The sequence below is a fragment of the Enterobacter sp. SA197 genome, assembly GCF_054131575.1.
Window position 1 is genome coordinate 798,035 of sequence record NZ_CP096393.1, and the last position, 19,644, is coordinate 817,678.

Sequence of the window (19,644 nt, forward strand, 5' to 3'; positions counted from 1 at the left end):
GCATGAAAGCCGCTGCGGTCAAAACGCCAAAACCGAAACGCCAGGAAGAACAGGCCAGCTTTGTTAGCTGGCGTTTTGCCTTGCTGTGCGGCTGTATTTTACTGGCGCTGTGCTTCCTGCTAGGCCGTGTTGCCTTTTTACAAATCATTGCGCCGGATATGCTGGTACGCGAAGGTGATATGCGCTCCCTGCGCGTGCAGGAGGTCTCCACTTCGCGTGGCATGATTACCGACCGTTCCGGTCGTCCGTTGGCGGTGAGTGTTCCGGTTAAGGCAATCTGGGCCGACCCGAAAGAGCTCAAAGATGCAGGCGGCGTCACGCTGGATAACCGCTGGAAAGCGCTGTCTGATGCACTCAACATGCCGCTTGATCAGCTGGCTGCACGAATCAATGCCAATCCCAAAGGGCGGTTCATCTACCTTGCGCGTCAGGTTAACCCCGATTTAGGCGACTACATCAAAAAGCTTAAGTTGCCCGGTATTCACTTGCGCGAAGAATCGCGTCGTTACTACCCCTCAGGTGAAGTGACTGCTCACCTCATTGGTTTTACCAACGTCGATAGTCAGGGCATTGAAGGGGTTGAAAAGAGCTTTGATAAATGGCTTACCGGGCAACCGGGCGAGCGCGTGGTTCGTAAAGACCGCTATGGTCGCGTAATTGAGGATATCTCCTCTACTGACAGCCAGGCGGCGCATAACCTTGCCCTTAGCATTGATGAGCGTCTGCAGGCGTTAGTCTACCGTGAGCTGAATAACGCAGTGGCCTTTAACAAAGCGGAGTCCGGTAGCGCCGTACTGGTTGATGTGAACACTGGCGAAGTGCTGGCGATGGCCAACAGCCCGTCCTATAACCCGAATAATTTCACCGGCACGGCAAAAGATGCGATGCGTAACCGGGCAATTACCGACGTGTTTGAACCGGGCTCAACGGTGAAACCGATGGTTGTCATGACGGCCCTGCAGCGTGGCGTGGTGACGCCCAATACTGTTCTGAATACCGTCCCTTATCGAATTAATGGCCATGAAATCAAAGATGTGGCCCGTTACAGTGAATTGACCCTGACAGGGGTACTACAGAAGTCGAGTAACGTCGGTGTTTCTAAACTGGCGTTAGCGATGCCGTCCTCAGCGTTAGTAGATACTTACTCTCGCTTTGGGCTGGGAAAGGCGACCAATTTGGGGTTGGTCGGAGAACGCAGTGGCTTATATCCTCAAAAACAACGGTGGTCTGACATAGAGAGGGCCACCTTCTCTTTCGGCTACGGGCTAATGGTAACGCCGTTACAGTTAGCGCGAGTCTACGCAACGATTGGCAGCTATGGCATTTATCGTCCGCTGTCGATTACTAAAGTTGACCCGCCTGTTCCGGGTGAACGTATCTTCACTGAATCTATTGTGCGCAATGTCGTACACATGATGGAAAGCGTCGCGCTGCCGGGTGGCGGTGGTGTGAAAGCAGCGATTAAAGGCTATCGCATTGCGATCAAAACAGGGACGGCGAAAAAAGTCGGCCCGGATGGTCGCTATATCAACAAATACATTGCTTATACCGCAGGCGTTGCGCCCGCGAGTAATCCGCGCTTCGCGCTGGTTGTCGTTATTAACGATCCGCAAGCGGGTAAATACTACGGCGGCGCCGTCTCTGCGCCGGTGTTCGGTGCCATCATGGGTGGCGTGCTGCGCACCATGAACATCGAACCGGATGCGCTGGCGACGGGCGAGAAAAATGAATTTGTAATTAATCAAGGTGAGGGATCAGGTGGCAGATCGTAATTTGCGCGACCTTCTCGCTCCGTGGGTGCCAAATGCGCCGGAGCGAACACTGCGGGAAATGACACTCGATAGCCGTATTGCGGCATCGGGTGATCTTTTTATGGCAGTCGTAGGTCATCAGGCGGACGGGCGTCGATATATCCCGCAGGCGATTGCGCAAGGTGTAGCTGCCATTATTGCTGAAGCGAAGGATGAAGCCAGCGATGGTGAAATTCGTGAAATGCACGGCGTGCCGGTCATCTATCTTAGCCAGCTTAGCGAACGCCTTTCTGCGCTTGCGGGCCGCTTCTACGGCGAACCCTCTTCACGCCTGCGCGTAGTTGGTGTGACCGGCACTAACGGGAAAACCACGACCACACAACTGCTTGCGCAGTGGAGTCAGCTGCTGGGCGAAACCAGTGCGGTGATGGGAACGGTGGGCAACGGTCTGCTGGGGAAAGTCATCCCCTCCGACAATACGACCGGCTCTGCCGTGGATGTGCAGCATGAGATTGCCAGTCTGGTGCAGCAAGGTGCAACCTTTGCCGGCATGGAAGTCTCGTCACATGGCCTCATTCAACACCGGGTAGCGGCGCTGACCTTTGCCGCTTCCGTTTTCACAAATTTAAGCCGCGATCACCTTGATTACCACGGCGATATGACCCACTACGAAGCGGCAAAATGGCTGCTCTTCTCGGCGCATCACTATGGTCAGGCCATTGTGAATGCCGATGATGAAGTAGGACGCCGATGGCTCGCCAATTTGCCTGATGCTGTCGCGGTCTCAATGGAAGACCATATTAATCCGAACTGTCATGGCCGCTGGTTAAAAGCTGTCGCCGTTGAATATCACGACAGCGGCGCCACCCTTCGTTTCACCTCAAGCTGGGGGGAGGGTGAAATTGAAAGCCGTCTGATGGGGGCATTCAATGTAAGCAATTTGCTGCTGGCGCTGGCAACGCTGCTGGCGCTGGGCTACCCGCTCGATGATTTATTGAAAACTGCTGCGCGTCTTCAGCCGGTATGCGGGCGAATGGAAGTCTTTAGCGCACCGGGTAAACCGACCGTGGTAGTGGATTATGCTCATACACCGGATGCCCTGGAAAAAGCCTTACAGGCGGCACGGCTGCACTGCACCGGCAAGCTATGGTGCGTATTTGGTTGTGGCGGCGATCGCGATAAAGGCAAACGCCCGCTGATGGGCGCCATTGCTGAAGAATTTGCCGATATCCCGGTAGTAACTGATGACAACCCACGTACTGAAGAGCCTCGCGCCATTATCAACGACATACTGGCAGGTATGGTTGACGCCGGGCGTGCCCGTGTGGTGGAAGGTCGTGCGGAAGCTGTGACCAACGCCATTATGCAGGCGAAAGAAAATGATGTGGTTTTACTGGCTGGAAAAGGGCACGAAGATTATCAGATAGTTGGCGCACATCGCCTGGATTACTCCGACCGCGTGACCGCGGCACGCTTACTGGGGGTGGTGGCATGATTTGCGTCAAACTGAGTCAACTGGTTGCGGTTCTCAATGCTGAACTGCACGGTGCGGATGTGACGCTCGATGCAGTCACCTCGGATACGCGCAAAGTGACGCCTGGCTGCCTGTTTGTTGCGCTCAAAGGTGAACGTTTTGATGCCCATGATTTTGCCGATAAGGCGAAAGAAAGTGGTGCGGGCGCACTGCTGGTCAGCCGTAAACTGGCTATCGACCTGCCGCAGTTAGTGGTTAAGGATACGCGCGTCGCTTTCGGTGAACTGGCCGCATGGGTGCGCCAGCAGGTCCCGGCCCGCGTAGTGGCGCTGACCGGCTCCTCGGGTAAAACGTCAGTAAAAGAGATGACCGCGGCTATCCTCAGCCAGTGTGGAAACACGCTCTATACCGCCGGAAACCTGAATAACGACATTGGTGTACCCATGACCTTGCTGCGGCTGACAAACGAACATCAGTACGCGGTCATTGAGCTTGGCGCTAACCACCAGGGTGAAATAGCCTGGACGGTGGGACTCACGCGCCCTGAAGCCGCGCTGGTGAATAATCTGGCAGCGGCGCACCTTGAAGGGTTTGGCTCCCTTGCGGGCGTGGCGAAAGCGAAAGGTGAAATTTATACCGGTTTGCCTGCCAACGGCATTGCGATCATGAATGCGGATAACAATGACTGGTTGAACTGGCAAGAAATCATTGGCTCACGCAAAGTCTGGCGCTTTTCCCCCAACGCGGCCAACAGCGACTTCACTGCCACCAATATTCACGTCACTTCACACGGTACGGAATTTACGCTGCAGACGCCGACAGGCGGTATTGATGTTGTCCTGCCATTGCCCGGGCGTCACAACATTGCCAATGCGCTGGCAGCCACTGCGCTTGCGATGGCCGTAGGGGCGACACATGAGGCGGTGAAAACCGGCCTCGCCAATCTGCAGGCAGTTGCCGGGCGTCTGTTCCCGGTGCAGCTCGGCGAAAACCAGTTACTCCTCGATGATACCTACAATGCCAATGTTGGCTCAATGACGGCGGCAGCGCAGGTGTTGTCTGAAATGCCGGGGTATCGGGTGATGGTGGTTGGCGATATGGCAGAGCTGGGTGATGAAAGTGAAGCGTGTCATCAACAGGTCGGTGAGACGGCAAAAGCCGTGGGCATCGATCTTGTCATCAGCGTTGGCTCGCTGAGCAGAGCCATTAGTGATGCCAGCGGCGTGGGCGAACATTTTAACGATAAGCCATCCGCGATAGCGCGGTTAAAGACGTTAATTGCTGATAAGCAGATTATTACCATTTTGATCAAAGGATCACGTAGTGCCGCCATGGAAGAGGTTGCACGCGCATTACAGGAGAATAGGGCATGTTAGTTTGGCTGGCCGAACATTTGGTCAAATATTATTCCGGCTTTAACGTCTTTTCGTACCTGACGTTTCGCGCCATTGTCAGCCTGCTGACTGCGCTCTTCATCTCATTGTGGATGGGGCCGCGTATGATTGCCCGCCTGCAAAAACTCGCTTTTGGTCAGGTAGTTCGTAATGATGGTCCAGAGTCCCACTTCAGTAAACGCGGCACCCCGACCATGGGCGGGATCATGATCCTGACCGCCATCGTCGTTTCCGTACTGCTGTGGGCTTATCCCTCCAATCCTTATGTCTGGTGCGTGCTGGTCGTGCTGGTCGGGTACGGCATTATCGGTTTTGTCGATGACTACCGCAAAGTGGTGCGCAAAGATACTAAAGGCCTCATTGCGCGCTGGAAGTATTTCTGGATGTCGGTGATTGCACTTGGCGTAGCCTTTGCACTGTATCTTGCCGGTAACGACACGCCAGCGACCCAGCTTGTGGTGCCGTTCTTCAAAGATGTGATGCCTCAGTTGGGCATTTTCTACATTCTGCTTGCTTACTTCGTCATCGTGGGTACGGGTAATGCCGTGAACCTGACGGATGGTCTTGATGGCCTGGCTATTATGCCGACCGTCTTTGTAGCGGGCGGTTTTGCGCTGGTGGCATGGGCGACGGGTAACATGAACTTTGCCAGCTATCTGCATATCCCTTACCTGCGTCACGCGGGCGAGCTGGTGATTGTCTGCACGGCGATTGTAGGTGCAGGGCTTGGGTTCCTGTGGTTTAACACCTACCCGGCGCAGGTCTTTATGGGCGATGTCGGCTCACTGGCACTGGGTGGCGCGCTTGGCATCATTGCGGTGCTGCTGCGCCAGGAATTTCTGCTGGTGATCATGGGGGGCGTATTTGTTGTTGAAACGCTGTCGGTCATTTTGCAGGTGGGCTCATTCAAACTGCGCGGCCAGCGTATTTTCCGTATGGCACCTATTCATCACCACTATGAACTGAAAGGCTGGCCAGAGCCGCGCGTCATTGTGCGCTTCTGGATTATTTCGCTGATGCTGGTCCTGATTGGGCTGGCAACGCTGAAGGTACGTTAATCATGGCAGATTACCAGGGTAAAAAAGTCGTCATTATTGGTCTTGGTCTGACCGGGCTCTCGTGCGTGGATTTTTTCCTTGCCCGCGGCGTTACGCCAAAAGTGATGGACACCCGTACCTCGCCGCCGGGGCTGGATAAGCTGCCGGAAGAAGTGGAGCGACACCTTGGTGGTCTGAATGATGACTGGCTGCTCAGCGCCGATCTGATTGTGGCAAGTCCTGGTATTGCGCTGGCCCATCCTTCACTCAACGCGGCGTCTGAAGCAGGCGTTGAGATTGTGGGGGATATCGAGTTGTTTTGCCGTGAAGCGCAGGCGCCCATTGTGGCGATCACCGGATCGAACGGCAAAAGCACGGTCACTACGCTTGTCGGCGAAATGGCGACTTCAGCGGGGGTAAACGTGGGCGTCGGCGGCAATATTGGCCTGCCTGCGCTTATGCTGCTGGATGCTGCTCGCGAGCTGTACGTCCTTGAGCTCTCCAGCTTCCAGCTTGAAACCACCTCCAGCCTGCAGGCGGCCGCGGCGACTATCCTCAACGTCACTGAAGATCATATGGACCGTTATCCGTTTGGCCTTCAGCAATACCGTGCGGCGAAATTGCGAGTTTATGAGAAGGCCAGTGTCTGCGTGGTCAATGCGGACGATGGGTTAACCATGCCGGTCCGCGGTGCTGATGAGCGTTGTGTCAGCTTTGGTGTGGATGTGGGCGACTACCACCTTAACCGCCAGCAGGGGGAAACCTGGCTGCGCGTGAAGGGTGAAAAAGTGCTTAACGTTAAAGAGATGAAGCTCAGCGGCCAGCACAACTATACCAATGCGCTGGCGGCGCTCGCGCTGGCGGATGCCGTCGGATTGCCACGTGCCAGCAGCCTCAAGGCGCTGACAACATTCAGTGGACTGGCACACCGCTTCCAGCTCGCGCTTGAGCGTAAAGGGGTTCGCTGGATCAATGATTCCAAAGCGACCAACGTGGGCAGTACTGAAGCGGCACTGAATGGCCTCCATGTGGAGGGCACACTGCATTTACTGCTGGGGGGCGATGGAAAATCAGCCGATTTTACTCCGCTGAAACGCTATATCGGGGGCGACAATGTGCGCCTGTACTGCTTTGGACGTGACGGGGCTGAACTCGCGGCCCTGCGCCCGGACATCGCTGTGCAAACAACCGACATGGAGCAGGCAATGCGCCTTATTGCCAGCCGCGTTCAGCCAGGTGATATGGTTCTGCTCTCCCCGGCCTGTGCAAGCCTTGATCAGTTTAAAAACTTTGAACAGCGTGGTGATGTCTTCACGCGCCTCGCAGAGGAGTTAGGTTAATGCGCTTAACGCTCCCGCGCCTGAGAGTGCCACGCCTGCCAGGATTTGGGATCCTGGCCTGGGTATTTGGGGCATTAAAAGGCTGGGTGATGGGCTCACGCGTGAAAGACGATGACAGTCTTATCATGTATGACCGGACGATGCTGTGGCTGACGTTGGGCCTTGCTGCCGTCGGTTTCATCATGGTGACCTCCGCGTCAATGCCTGTCGGGCAGCGCCTGACTGACGATCCGTTTTTCTTTGCCAAGCGTCATGCGTTGTATCTGTTCCTGGCCTTCTGTTTTGCGATGGTGACGCTGCGCCTGCCGATGGAGTTCTGGCAACGCTGGAGCTCCGCCATGTTGATTGCCGCTATTGTCATGTTGCTGGTGGTTTTACTGGTGGGAAGCTCCATCAACGGGGCGTCGCGCTGGATTGATTTGGGTGTCATGCGTTTCCAGCCCGCAGAATTCACCAAGCTGTCGCTATTTTGTTATCTGGCGAACTACCTGGTTCGCAAAGTTGATGAGGTACGTAATAACCTGCGCGGCTTCCTGAAACCGATGGGCGTCATTATGGTGCTGGCGGTATTGCTGCTGGCCCAGCCTGACCTCGGTACGGTGGTCGTGCTCTTTATTACCACACTGGCGATGCTGTTCCTTGCGGGGGCCAAGCTGTGGCAATTCATCGCCATCATCGGTTCCGGTATTGCCGCGGTAGTGCTGCTGATCCTCGCTGAACCTTATCGTATTCGCCGCGTAACGTCGTTCTGGAATCCGTGGGATGATCCTTTTGGTAGCGGCTACCAGTTAACGCAATCGCTAATGGCTTTCGGACGCGGTGAGCTGTGGGGACAGGGGCTGGGGAACTCAGTACAGAAACTTGAGTATTTACCCGAAGCGCATACCGACTTCATCTTCGCCATTATCGGGGAAGAACTGGGTTATATCGGTGTGGTACTTGCCCTTTTAATGGTATTCTTCGTCGCTTTCCGCGCCATGTCCATTGGACGTAAAGCGCTGGAGATCGATCAACGATTTTCTGGCTTCCTGGCATGCTCTATCGGCATCTGGTTTAGCTTCCAGGCGTTGGTCAACGTGGGTGCCGCCGCTGGCATGTTGCCGACCAAAGGTCTGACGCTACCGCTGATTAGTTACGGTGGCTCCAGTTTGTTGATTATGTCGACGGCCATCATGCTGTTGTTACGTATTGATTATGAAACGCGTCTGGAAAAAGCCCAGGCGTTTACACGAGGTTCACGATGAGCGGTCAGGCGAAGCGGTTAATGGTGATGGCGGGCGGTACCGGCGGGCATGTCTTCCCGGGACTGGCAGTTGCTCACCATTTAATGGATCAAGGCTGGCAGGTACGCTGGCTGGGAACCGCCGATCGCATGGAAGCCGATCTGGTGCCAAAACATGGTATCGAGATCGACTTTATTCGTATCTCAGGTTTGCGTGGTAAGGGCCTGAAGGCCTTACTGCTTGCCCCTTTGCGTATTTTCAATGCCTGGCGTCAGGCGCGCGCCATTATGAAGCGCTACAGGCCGGATGTGGTGCTGGGCATGGGGGGTTATGTTTCAGGTCCCGGTGGGCTGGCGGCCTGGTCGTTGGGTATTCCGGTCGTCCTCCATGAACAAAACGGAATTGCCGGGCTGACCAATAAGTGGCTGGCGAAAATTGCTACCAAAGTGATGCAAGCTTTTCCCGGGGCATTTGCGAAAGCGGACGTAGTGGGTAACCCGGTACGTGTCGATGTGCTGGCGCTGCCCTTGCCACAGGATCGCCTGCCCGGTCGTGAAGGGCCGGTACGTGTGCTGGTTGTTGGCGGTTCGCAGGGTGCGAGGGTGCTGAACCAGACGATGCCGCAGGCAGCGGCAAGGCTTGGTGATACGGTCACTATCTGGCATCAGAGTGGTAAAGGTGCGCAGCACGCCGTTGAACAGGCGTATGCCGAAGCGGGCCAGACCCGGCATAAGGTTACAGAGTTTATTGATGATATGGCACAGGCCTATGCCTGGGCCGATGTCGTGGTATGTCGTTCGGGTGCGCTGACGGTCAGCGAAATCGCGGCGGCAGGTTTACCGGCGCTGTTTGTGCCTTTTCAGCATAAAGACAGGCAGCAATACTGGAATGCGCTGCCGCTGGAAAAAGCGGGTGCGGCGAAGATTCTGGAGCAACCACAGTTCACGGTGGATGCTGTTGTCCAGACGTTAACGAGCTGGAACCGTACTGAATTACTGGCGATGGCGGAGCGTGCACGTGCCGCTGCTATCCCGGACGCCACCGAGCGTGTGGCAAACGAAGTGAGCCTGGCAGCCCAGGCTTAATACTGGCGATGCCTTTTGCGTCGCGCGAATTTGAAGTGGTAGATGGCATAAAGAATGAATACACAACAACTGGCAAAACTGCGTTCAATCGTGCCCGAGATGCGTCGCGTCCGGCACATTCACTTTGTTGGCATCGGTGGTGCTGGCATGGGCGGTATTGCCGAAGTTTTAGCCAATGAAGGGTATCAGATCAGCGGTTCCGATCTGGCTCCAAACCCGGTTACGCAGCAACTGGCTGCGCTGGGGGCCACAATCTATTTTAATCACCGCCCTGAAAACGTTAGCGATGCAAGCGTTGTGGTGGTGTCGAGCGCCATCTCCGCTGATAACCCGGAAATTGTGGCAGCTAACGAAGCACGTATTCCGGTTATCCGTCGTGCGGAAATGCTCGCTGAGCTGATGCGCTTTCGCCATGGCATTGCCATTGCCGGTACGCACGGCAAAACCACAACCACGGCGATGGTTTCCAGTATTTATGCAGAAGGTGGGTTAGATCCTACTTTCGTCAATGGCGGACTGGTCAAAGCCGCAGGCGTGCACGCGCGCCTTGGTCATAGCCGCTATCTGATTGCGGAAGCGGATGAAAGTGATGCGTCATTCCTCCATCTGCAACCTATGGTGGCCATTGTCACCAATATCGAAGCTGACCATATGGATACCTACCAGGGCGACTTCGAAAATCTGAAAACCACCTTTATCAACTTCCTGCACAACCTGCCGTTTTATGGCCGTGCTGTGATGTGCGTGGATGACCCCGTCATCCGCGAATTACTGCCACGTGTAGGTCGTCAGATTACCACCTATGGTTTTAGTGAAGATGCTGACGTGCGCGTACAGGACTATCAGCAAAAAGGCGCACAGGGCCACTTCACCCTGATTCGCCAGGATAAGCCTGAGCTGCAGGTGACGCTGAATGCGCCGGGTCGTCATAATGCCCTGAATGCAGCCGCCGCCGTTGCGGTGGCAACAGAAGAAGGTATCGATGATGAAGATATCCTGCGCGCGCTGGAGAATTTCCAGGGCACCGGACGTCGCTTTGATTTCCTTGGTGAGTTTCCGCTGACCTCCGTTAACGGCAAAACGGGTACCGCCATGCTGGTGGATGATTACGGTCACCACCCCACTGAAGTTGACGCAACAATTAAAGCAGCTCGTGCGGGTTGGCCGGATAAAAACCTGGTCATGATCTTCCAGCCACACCGCTACACCCGTACGCGTGATCTTTATGATGATTTTGCCAATGTGCTCACCCAAGTGGACGCGCTGTTAATGCTGGATGTTTATTCCGCCGGCGAGGCGGCAATTCCAGGAGCTGACAGTCGCTCGTTATGCCGTACTATTCGAGGTCGTGGCAAAGTAGATCCCATTCTGGTATCCGATCCGACGCAGGCCGCCGCCATGCTCGCACCCGTGCTTACCGGTAACGATCTCATCCTGATCCAGGGGGCTGGAAATATCGGCAAAATTGCACGTCATCTGGCTGAGGTGAAGCTTATGCCGCAGGAGGAGGAGCATCATGGCTGAGAAAGTCGCCGTCCTGCTGGGCGGCTCTTCTGCTGAGCGTGAGGTCTCCCTGAATTCGGGAGCTGCGGTACTACAGGGATTGCGCGAAGGCGGTATCGATGCACATCCGGTCGATCCACGCGAAGTGGATGTCACGACGCTGAAATCCCTGGGCTTCGATAAGGTCTTTATTGCTCTTCACGGCCGCGGCGGTGAAGATGGCACGCTGCAAGGGTTACTGGAACTTATTAAGCTGCCCTATACCGGTAGTGGCGTAATGGCATCTGCCCTGTCGATGGATAAGATGCGCAGCAAGCTGCTCTGGCAGGGTGCAGGGTTGCCCGTTGCAGCGGGCGTTGCCGTTACGCGGCAAGAATTTGAAATTGGACTTAAGAACGACGTTGTTCAGCGCATTGAAGGGCTGGGGTTACCCGTTATTGTCAAGCCCAGCCGCGAAGGGTCAAGCGTGGGTATGTCAAAAGTGGAGGAAACTGGTGCATTGCCAGCCGCTTTAGCGCTTGCGTTTCAACATGATGATGAAGTTTTAATCGAAAAATGGCTCAGTGGGCCGGAATTCACGGTTTCGATACTCGGTGAAGAAATTTTACCGTCAATTCGCATCCAGCCCGCCGGAACCTTCTATGATTATGAGGCGAAGTATCTCTCTGATGAAACAAAATATTTCTGCCCGGCAGGTCTGGATGCGGAAGATGAAGCCAAATTACAATCTCTGGTGCTAAAAGCCTGGCAGGCGCTTGGTTGCCGCGGCTGGGGACGCATAGACGCAATGAAAGACAGCGATGGGCAGTTTTATTTGCTGGAAGCGAATACATCGCCAGGTATGACCAGCCATAGTCTGGTTCCTATGGCAGCGCGCCAGGCGGGGTTAAGTTTTACCCAGCTTGTGGTGCGAATTTTGAATCTGGCGGAGTGATATGTCTCAGGCTGCGCTGAACACGAGAAATCGCGATGTTGAAGAGGCTCCGGCTTCGCGTCGCAGTAATGGAACGCGTCTTGCAGGCATCCTGTTCCTGCTGACGGTGCTATGTACCGTGTTGGTAAGCAGTTGGGTCGTACTGGGCTGGATGGAAGATGCACAACGTTTGCCGTTGTCGAAACTGGTCGTTACGGGCGATCGCCATTACACCCGTAACGATGATATCCGGCAGTCGATCCTGGCTTTAGGCGCCCCTGGCACCTTTATGACCCAAGATGTCAACATTATCCAGAGCCAGATTGAGCGGCTACCCTGGATAAAGCAGGCAAGTGTGAGAAAACAATGGCCTGATGAATTGAAGATTCATCTGGTTGAATTTGTGCCCATAGCACGTTGGAATGATCAGCACTTAATGGATACCGACGGTAATGCGTTTAGTGTTCCTGCCGATCGAACCAGCAAGCAGGTTTTACCTATGCTGTATGGCCCGGAAGGGAGTGAAAGCGAAGTATTACAAGGCTTCCGTGACATGGGGCAAGTGCTGGCGAAGGATAAATTCACGTTAAAAGAAGCGGCAATGACGGCACGACGTTCGTGGCAATTGACCCTCAATAACGATATCAAGCTCAATCTTGGGCGAGGCGATACGCTAAAACGCCTGGCACGGTTTGTTGAACTGTACCCTGTGTTACAGCAGCAAGCCCAGGTTGATGGCAAAGAGATAAGCTACGTGGATTTACGCTATGACTCTGGCGCGGCGGTAGGTTGGAAACCGGCCCCGGCACAGGACCCTAATCAGCAACAGAATCAGGCACAGGCAGAGCAATAATGATCAAGGCGACGGACAGAAAACTGGTGGTTGGACTGGAGATTGGCACCGCGAAGGTGGCCGCTTTAGTAGGGGAAGTTCTGCCTGACGGTATGGTCAATATCATTGGCGTGGGAAGCTGCCCGTCCCGCGGTATGGATAAAGGCGGCGTGAATGACCTGGAATCGGTGGTGAAGTGCGTACAGCGCGCCATCGATCAGGCCGAGCTAATGGCCGATTGCCAAATCTCCTCGGTATATCTGGCACTGTCAGGTAAACACATAAGCTGTCAGAATGAAATTGGCATGGTGCCGATCTCAGAAGAAGAAGTGACGCAGGAAGACGTAGAAAACGTCGTGCATACCGCTAAATCCGTGCGCGTGCGCGATGAACATCGTGTTCTGCATGTGATTCCTCAGGAATATGCTATTGACTACCAGGAAGGTATCAAGAATCCGGTTGGCCTATCCGGCGTGCGTATGCAAGCGAAAGTACATTTGATTACCTGCCACAATGACATGGCGAAAAACATTGTTAAAGCCGTGGAACGATGTGGGCTGAAAGTTGACCAACTTATCTTCGCCGGACTTGCCTCCAGCTACTCCGTGTTAACGGAAGATGAGCGTGAACTGGGCGTCTGCGTTGTCGACATCGGCGGTGGTACAATGGATATGGCGGTCTATACCGGTGGAGCGCTGCGCCATACTAAAGTTATTCCCTACGCGGGGAACGTGGTGACCAGCGATATCGCTTACGCTTTTGGTACGCCGCCGAGCGATGCCGAAGCAATCAAAGTGCGCCACGGTTGTGCGCTGGGGTCGCTGGTTGGCAAAGACGAAAGCGTTGAAGTGCCAAGCGTTGGCGGACGTCCGCCACGCAGTCTGCAGCGACAAACGCTGGCAGACGTGATTGAACCGCGCTATACCGAGCTGCTCAATCTGGTCAACGATGAGATTTTGCAGCTACAGGAACAGCTACGTCAGCAGGGGGTGAAACACCACCTTGCGGCAGGTATTGTTTTAACCGGCGGCGCCGCGCAAATCGAAGGCCTGGCGGCCTGTGCGCAACGCGTTTTCCATACGCAGGTGCGTATTGGTGCGCCGCTGAATATCACTGGCTTAACAGATTATGCCCAGGAACCGTACTACTCGACGGCGGTGGGCCTGCTGCACTACGGGAAAGAGACACATTTAAGTGGTGAAGCAGATGTTGAAAAACGCGTATCCGTCGGCTCATGGTTCAAGCGAATCAACAGCTGGCTACGTAAAGAATTTTAATTTTTCAGAGACCGGGGCACATTAACGGTCTCAGGCGACAGGCACAAAACGGAGAGAAATTATGTTTGAACCTATGGAACTGACCAACGACGCGGTGATTAAAGTCATCGGCGTCGGTGGCGGCGGCGGTAATGCCGTTGAACACATGGTGCGCGAGCGCATCGAGGGTGTTGAATTCTTCGCAGTAAATACCGATGCACAGGCATTACGTAAGACTGCGGTGGGTCAGACCATCCAGATTGGCGGTGGCATCACCAAAGGTCTGGGCGCTGGGGCTAACCCAGAGGTCGGCCGTAATGCAGCGGAAGAAGACCGTGAAGCACTGCGCGCTGCGCTGGATGGTGCGGACATGGTCTTCATTGCTGCGGGTATGGGTGGTGGCACCGGCACGGGTGCAGCGCCAGTCGTAGCTGAAGTTGCAAAAGATTTAGGTATTCTGACCGTGGCTGTCGTCACCAAGCCTTTCAATTTCGAAGGCAAGAAGCGTATGGCGTTTGCGGAACAGGGTATCGCTGAACTGTCCAAGCATGTGGACTCACTGATCACCATCCCGAACGACAAATTGCTGAAAGTTCTGGGTCGCGGTATTTCGTTGCTGGATGCGTTTGGGGCAGCAAACGACGTACTGAAAGGTGCAGTCCAGGGTATCGCTGAACTGATTACCCGTCCGGGCCTGATGAACGTCGACTTTGCGGACGTGCGTACCGTGATGTCTGAAATGGGTTATGCCATGATGGGTTCCGGCGTTGCGAAAGGCGAAGACCGTGCAGAAGAAGCCGCCGAAATGGCAATCTCTTCTCCGTTGCTGGAAGATATCGATCTCTCTGGTGCCCGTGGCGTGCTGGTCAACATCACGGCAGGCTTCGACCTGCGTCTGGATGAGTTCGAAACCGTCGGCAACACTATCCGTGCGTTTGCATCGGATAATGCGACCGTGGTTATTGGTACTTCGCTTGATCCGGATATGAATGACGAACTGCGTGTTACTGTCGTTGCGACCGGCATCGGCATGGACAAGCGTCCAGAAATCACGCTGGTAACCAATAAACAGCAGCAGCAACCGGTGATGGATCGCTACCAGCAACATGGTATCCCGGCAATGCAGCAGGAGCAGAAATCTGCATCCAAAGTGGTAAACGACAATACGCCGCAGACCACTAAAGAGCCGGATTATCTGGATATTCCTGCATTTTTGCGTAAGCAGGCTGACTAAGAATTCGCTGGAAGTTGGGCTTCGTCGCTCTTTGTGCTAAACTGGCCCACCGATTGTGTAGTACACTTCGGTTGGATAGGTAATTAGGCGAGATTATACGATGATCAAACAAAGGACACTTAAACGTATCGTTCAGGCGACTGGCGTCGGTTTGCATACCGGCAAAAAAGTCACGCTGACGTTGCGCCCTGCGCCGGCCAACACCGGGGTCATCTATCGTCGCACTGACTTAAATCCTCCGGTAGATTTCCCGGCTGATGCTAAATCTGTGCGTGATACCATGCTCTGTACGTGTCTGGTCAATGAGCATGACGTGCGGATTTCCACGGTTGAGCACCTTAACGCTGCTCTGGCTGGTTTGGGTATCGACAACATTATTGTTGAAGTTGATGCGCCAGAAATCCCGATTATGGACGGCAGTGCTGCACCGTTCGTTTATCTTCTGCTGGATGCAGGCGTCGAAGAGTTGCGTAGTGCGAAGAAATTCGTACGAATCAAAGAGACGGTGCGCGTTGAAGACGGCGATAAGTGGGCAGAGTTCAAACCGTACAATGGTTTTTCTCTGGACTTCACCATCGACTTCAACCACCCGGCGATCGATGCCAGCACGCAGCGTTATGCGATGAACTTCTCTGCCGATGCATTTATGCGCCAGATTAGCCGTGCGCGTACCTTCGGTTTCATGCGCGATATCGAATACCTTCAGTCCCGTGGTTTGTGCCTGGGCGGTAGCTTCGATTGTGCCATCGTTGTTGACGATTATCGCGTATTGAACGAAGACGGTTTGCGCTTCGAAGATGAATTTGTTCGCCATAAAATGCTTGATGCAATTGGTGACTTGTTCATGTGTGGTCACAATATTATTGGTGCATTTACCGCGTTCAAATCCGGTCATGCTCTGAATAATAAGCTGTTACAGGCGGTTCTGGCCAAACAGGAAGCCTGGGAATATGTGACTTACGAAAACGATGCTGAACTGCCGCTGGCATTCAAAGCGCCGTCACTGGTTCTGGCGTAATCCAGCGCTAACGCAGTAGACGTAAATTCGACTGGTATTTCTGACAAACTCTCTCCTGTCAGGAAACCAGTCGTTTTTTATTGGTTCCTTATCTGACTTTCCTTTTCCAGACAACCATGCCTGTTTACCTGCAATGACCTGTGCGATCGCTGCTTTACTGGTCAATTTTACTCGCTTAACCCTTTATTAACGCTGCTGTCCTCGTTCATTAATGGTAATATCGGTGCGCATAATTACAGGTTCCGAAGTCTGGACAGACACATTCAAGTATTTTTTTGGTGGATTGAGTGAGCGGATTACTGACGCGCTGGCGACAATTTGGCAGACGTTATTTCTGGCCGCATCTCTTACTGGGGATGGTCGCGGCGAGCTTAGGCTTGCCTGCGCTAAACAGCACCGAGCACACTGAACCTGCCAGAGCGACAACCCGTAATCATGAAGGCGCAGGAACGGTAAACTTTACCAACCTTGCCTTGCTGGAAGGGACCCGTCGCCCCAACTTTACCGTCGATTACTGGCATCAACATGCCATTCGAACCGTCATCCGCCATCTCTCTTTCGCGATGGTGCCTCAGGCGCTTCCGGTCATTGAAGAAGCGCTGCCGATTCAGGCACAACGCCTTGCGTTACTGGATACGCTCAGTGCCCTGTTGACGCAGGAGCGCAGACCGCCCACGGTTGTGAGTGAGTCTCGCTATGCTGGTTTTCCTTCCCATTCTCTTTTTACTATCAGTACCTGGATAAGCCAGGTGCAGGGCATTCGTGCCGGACCTCAACGCCTTAGCTGAAAAATAACCTTCAACTACTTTTTGCCTCCGCAGAGCGGGGCGTTTGAGATTTTATTATGCTTATCAAATTATTAACTAAAGTTTTCGGTAGTCGTAACGATCGTACATTGCGTCGTATGCGTAAAGCAGTCTCTTTAATCAACGCGATGGAACCTGCGCTTGAGAAGCTCTCTGACGATGAGCTGAAAGGCAAAACTGCAGAGTTTCGTGCCCGTATTGAAAAAGGTGAGACGGTTGAGAGCCTGATCCCAGAAGCATTTGCGGTGGTTCGCGAAGCCAGTAAACGCGTCTTTGGTATGCGTCATTTCGACGTGCAGTTGCTCGGTGGCATGGTGCTGAACGAACGCTGTATTGCAGAAATGCGTACCGGTGAAGGTAAAACGCTGACGGCGACGCTCCCTGCTTACCTGAATGCGTTAAGTGGTAAAGGCGTACACGTTGTTACCGTGAACGACTATCTCGCCCAGCGAGATGCGGAGAACAACCGTCCTTTATTTGAGTTCCTGGGCTTAACGGTTGGTATCAACTTACCCGGTATGCCTGCGCCAGCGAAACGTGCGGCTTATGCAGCAGACATTACCTATGGTACGAATAACGAGTACGGTTTTGACTACCTGCGCGATAATATGGCGTTCAGCCCTGAAGACCGCGTGCAACGTAAGCTGCATTATGCTCTGGTCGATGAGGTGGACTCCATTCTGATCGATGAGGCGCGTACGCCGCTTATCATCTCCGGCCCGGCTGAAGACAGTTCTGAGCTCTACCGTAAAGTTAACAACATCATTCCCCATCTGGTACGTCAGGAAAAAGAAGATTCCGACACCTTCCAGGGCGAGGGCCACTTCTCGGTTGATGAGAAATCTCGTCAGGTTAACCTGACTGAACGTGGTCTGGTTATGATCGAAGAATTGCTGGTCAACCAGGGCATCATGGCTGAAGGTGAGTCGCTCTACTCTCCAACTAACATTATGCTGATGCACCATGTCACCGCGGCATTGCGTGCACACGCACTGTTCACCCGTGACGTTGACTACATCGTTAAAGATGGCGAAGTCATCATCGTTGATGAACATACCGGCCGTACCATGCAGGGGCGCCGCTGGTCTGACGGTCTGCATCAGGCTGTCGAAGCAAAAGAAGGCGTGGATATTCAGAACGAAAACCAGACACTGGCCTCCATCACCTTCCAGAACTATTTCCGTCTGTATGAAAAACTGGCCGGTATGACCGGTACAGCAGACACCGAAGCCTTCGAGTTTAGCTCTATTTACAAACTCGACACTGTCGTGGTGCCAACAAACCGCCCTATGATCCGTAAAGACATGCCGGATCTGGTCTACATGACCGAAGCGGAAAAAATTCAGGCGATCATTGAAGATATCCGTGAACGTACCGCTGCCGGGCAACCTGTTCTGGTGGGTACGATCTCTATCGAGAAATCTGAAGTAGTCTCTAATGAGCTGACCAAAGCAGGCATTAAACACAACGTTCTGAACGCAAAATTCCATGCCAAAGAGGCGGATATTGTTGCGCAGGCCGGTTATACCGCTGCGGTGACTATCGCCACCAACATGGCGGGCCGCGGTACTGACATCGTATTGGGCGGGAGCTGGCAGGCTGAAGTGGCTGAGCTGACCGATCCGACGCCGGAACAAATCGCCCAAATCAAAGCAGACTGGCAGGTTCGCCATGATGCCGTACTGGCTGCTGGCGGCTTGCATATCATCGGTACCGAGCGCCATGAATCTCGCCGTATCGATAACCAGTTACGTGGCCGTTCCGGTCGTCAGGGTGATGCTGGCTCCTCTCGTTTTTACCTCTCTATGGAAGATGCGCTGATGCGTATTTTTGCCTCGGATCGCGTGTCGGGCATGATGCGTAAACTGGGGATGAAACCAGGCGAAGCCATTGAACACCCGTGGGTGACCAAAGCCATCGCTAATGCGCAGCGCAAAGTAGAAAGCCGCAACTTTGATATTCGTAAACAGTTGCTGGAGTACGATGATGTGGCGAACGATCAGCGTCGTGCCATTTACACTCAGCGTAATGAACTACTGGATGTTTCTGATGTAAGCGACACCATCAACAGTATTCGTGAAGATGTCTTTAAAGCCACTATTGACGGACATATCCCGCCGCAATCGCTCGAAGAAATGTGGGATATCCCAGGGCTGCAGGAGCGTCTGAAAAACGACTTCGATCTTGATCTGCCGATTGCTGAATGGCTGGATAAAGAACCCGAGTTGCATGAAGAGACACTGCGTGAGCGTATTCTTGAGCAGGCTATCGAGGTTTACAAACGCAAGGAAGAGGTTGTCGGTGCCGAAATGATGCGTCATTTCGAAAAAGGGGTCATGCTGCAGACTCTCGATTCTTTGTGGAAAGAGCATCTGGCGGCAATGGATTACCTGCGTCAGGGCATCCATCTGCGTGGCTATGCGCAGAAAGATCCGAAGCAAGAGTACAAGCGTGAATCCTTCTCCATGTTCGCGGCAATGCTGGAATCACTGAAGTATGAAGTGATAAGTACCCTCAGCAAAGTGCAGGTGCGTATGCCAGAAGAAGTGGAAGCTATGGAGCAGCAGCGTCGTGAAGAAGCAGAGCGCCTTGCTCAGATGCAGCAACTGAGTCATCGCGATGACAACGCGGAAGCGGCGGCAGATCTGGCGGCACAGACAGGCGAACGTAAAGTAGGTCGTAACGATCCTTGCCCGTGCGGTTCCGGTAAAAAATACAAACAGTGCCATGGCCGACTGAGCTAAAAGGTACGCATTACAGAGAGAGGCGCAGATATCT

Annotated in this window: 15 protein-coding genes; all 15 read left to right on the forward strand. The window is 53.9% G+C overall.

The window, feature by feature from the left end; translation table 11 throughout:
• Window positions 1-2: 2 nt before the first annotated feature.
• Window positions 3-1,772, forward strand: a complete 1,770-nt coding sequence (locus tag M1D91_RS03665) for a peptidoglycan glycosyltransferase FtsI (RefSeq protein WP_437431174.1) — start codon at window positions 3-5, stop codon at window positions 1,770-1,772.
• Window positions 1,759-3,246, forward strand: a complete 1,488-nt coding sequence (gene murE, locus M1D91_RS03670) for a UDP-N-acetylmuramoyl-L-alanyl-D-glutamate--2,6-diaminopimelate ligase (RefSeq protein ID WP_437431175.1) — start codon at window positions 1,759-1,761, stop codon at window positions 3,244-3,246. Before M1D91_RS03665 ends, murE begins: the two co-directional genes overlap by 14 nt.
• Window positions 3,243-4,601, forward strand: coding sequence for a UDP-N-acetylmuramoyl-tripeptide--D-alanyl-D-alanine ligase (gene murF / locus M1D91_RS03675; RefSeq protein ID WP_437431176.1), 1,359 nt, complete (start codon window positions 3,243-3,245; stop codon window positions 4,599-4,601). Before murE ends, murF begins: the two co-directional genes overlap by 4 nt.
• A complete protein-coding gene (gene mraY, locus M1D91_RS03680) occupies window positions 4,595-5,677 on the forward strand; it encodes a phospho-N-acetylmuramoyl-pentapeptide-transferase (RefSeq protein WP_437431177.1) in 1,083 nt (360 codons plus the stop codon). The genes murF and mraY overlap by 7 nt, the downstream gene beginning before the upstream one ends.
• A gap of 2 nt (window positions 5,678-5,679) precedes the next feature.
• Window positions 5,680-6,996, forward strand: coding sequence for a UDP-N-acetylmuramoyl-L-alanine--D-glutamate ligase (gene murD, locus M1D91_RS03685; RefSeq protein ID WP_437431178.1), 1,317 nt, complete (start codon window positions 5,680-5,682; stop codon window positions 6,994-6,996).
• Window positions 6,996-8,240 (forward strand): cell division protein FtsW, encoded by a 1,245-nt coding sequence (gene ftsW, locus M1D91_RS03690; protein WP_437431179.1) that lies wholly within the window; start codon window positions 6,996-6,998, stop codon window positions 8,238-8,240. The genes murD and ftsW overlap by 1 nt, the downstream gene beginning before the upstream one ends.
• Window positions 8,237-9,304 (forward strand): undecaprenyldiphospho-muramoylpentapeptide beta-N-acetylglucosaminyltransferase, encoded by a 1,068-nt coding sequence (gene murG / locus M1D91_RS03695; protein WP_437431180.1) that lies wholly within the window; start codon window positions 8,237-8,239, stop codon window positions 9,302-9,304. Before ftsW ends, murG begins: the two co-directional genes overlap by 4 nt.
• Before the next feature lie 54 nt (window positions 9,305-9,358).
• The gene (gene murC / locus M1D91_RS03700) at window positions 9,359-10,828 is read left to right on the forward strand and encodes a UDP-N-acetylmuramate--L-alanine ligase (RefSeq protein ID WP_437431181.1); all 1,470 of its coding nucleotides are present in this window, start codon (window positions 9,359-9,361) and stop codon (window positions 10,826-10,828) included.
• A complete protein-coding gene (locus M1D91_RS03705; RefSeq protein ID WP_437431182.1) occupies window positions 10,821-11,741 on the forward strand; it encodes a D-alanine--D-alanine ligase in 921 nt (306 codons plus the stop codon). Before murC ends, M1D91_RS03705 begins: the two co-directional genes overlap by 8 nt.
• Before the next feature lies 1 nt (window position 11,742).
• A complete protein-coding gene (ftsQ, locus tag M1D91_RS03710; protein ID WP_437431183.1) occupies window positions 11,743-12,573 on the forward strand; it encodes a cell division protein FtsQ in 831 nt (276 codons plus the stop codon).
• Window positions 12,573-13,829, forward strand: coding sequence for a cell division protein FtsA (gene ftsA / locus M1D91_RS03715; protein ID WP_437431184.1), 1,257 nt, complete (start codon window positions 12,573-12,575; stop codon window positions 13,827-13,829). Before ftsQ ends, ftsA begins: the two co-directional genes overlap by 1 nt.
• Before the next feature lie 61 nt (window positions 13,830-13,890).
• A complete protein-coding gene (gene ftsZ / locus M1D91_RS03720) occupies window positions 13,891-15,042 on the forward strand; it encodes a cell division protein FtsZ (RefSeq protein WP_437431185.1) in 1,152 nt (383 codons plus the stop codon).
• A 100-nt stretch (window positions 15,043-15,142) separates the two neighbouring features.
• Window positions 15,143-16,060, forward strand: coding sequence for a UDP-3-O-acyl-N-acetylglucosamine deacetylase (lpxC, locus tag M1D91_RS03725; RefSeq protein ID WP_437431186.1), 918 nt, complete (start codon window positions 15,143-15,145; stop codon window positions 16,058-16,060).
• Window positions 16,061-16,347: 287 nt separating this feature from the next.
• Complete coding sequence (gene secM / locus M1D91_RS03730; protein ID WP_437431187.1) at window positions 16,348-16,848, forward strand: secA translation cis-regulator SecM; 501 nt, start codon at window positions 16,348-16,350, stop codon at window positions 16,846-16,848.
• 56 nt (window positions 16,849-16,904) lie between these two features.
• Complete coding sequence (secA, locus tag M1D91_RS03735) at window positions 16,905-19,610, forward strand: preprotein translocase subunit SecA (protein ID WP_437431188.1); 2,706 nt, start codon at window positions 16,905-16,907, stop codon at window positions 19,608-19,610.
• The last annotated feature ends 34 nt before the right edge of the window (window positions 19,611-19,644 follow it).

Coding starts and splice junctions, on each gene's coding strand:
- ftsQ (WP_437431183.1), top strand. CDS start 11,743: ATGTCTCAGGCTGCGCTGAACACGAGAAATCGCGATGTTGAAGAGGCT.
- M1D91_RS03705 (WP_437431182.1), top strand. CDS start 10,821: ATGGCTGAGAAAGTCGCCGTCCTGCTGGGCGGCTCTTCTGCTGAGCGT.
- ftsW (WP_437431179.1), top strand. CDS start 6,996: ATGCGCTTAACGCTCCCGCGCCTGAGAGTGCCACGCCTGCCAGGATTT.
- mraY (WP_437431177.1), top strand. CDS start 4,595: ATGTTAGTTTGGCTGGCCGAACATTTGGTCAAATATTATTCCGGCTTT.
- murC (WP_437431181.1), top strand. CDS start 9,359: ATGAATACACAACAACTGGCAAAACTGCGTTCAATCGTGCCCGAGATG.
- M1D91_RS03665 (WP_437431174.1), top strand. CDS start 3: ATGAAAGCCGCTGCGGTCAAAACGCCAAAACCGAAACGCCAGGAAGAA.
- murD (WP_437431178.1), top strand. CDS start 5,680: ATGGCAGATTACCAGGGTAAAAAAGTCGTCATTATTGGTCTTGGTCTG.
- murF (WP_437431176.1), top strand. CDS start 3,243: ATGATTTGCGTCAAACTGAGTCAACTGGTTGCGGTTCTCAATGCTGAA.
- murG (WP_437431180.1), top strand. CDS start 8,237: ATGAGCGGTCAGGCGAAGCGGTTAATGGTGATGGCGGGCGGTACCGGC.
- lpxC (WP_437431186.1), top strand. CDS start 15,143: ATGATCAAACAAAGGACACTTAAACGTATCGTTCAGGCGACTGGCGTC.
- secA (WP_437431188.1), top strand. CDS start 16,905: ATGCTTATCAAATTATTAACTAAAGTTTTCGGTAGTCGTAACGATCGT.
- ftsZ (WP_437431185.1), top strand. CDS start 13,891: ATGTTTGAACCTATGGAACTGACCAACGACGCGGTGATTAAAGTCATC.
- ftsA (WP_437431184.1), top strand. CDS start 12,573: ATGATCAAGGCGACGGACAGAAAACTGGTGGTTGGACTGGAGATTGGC.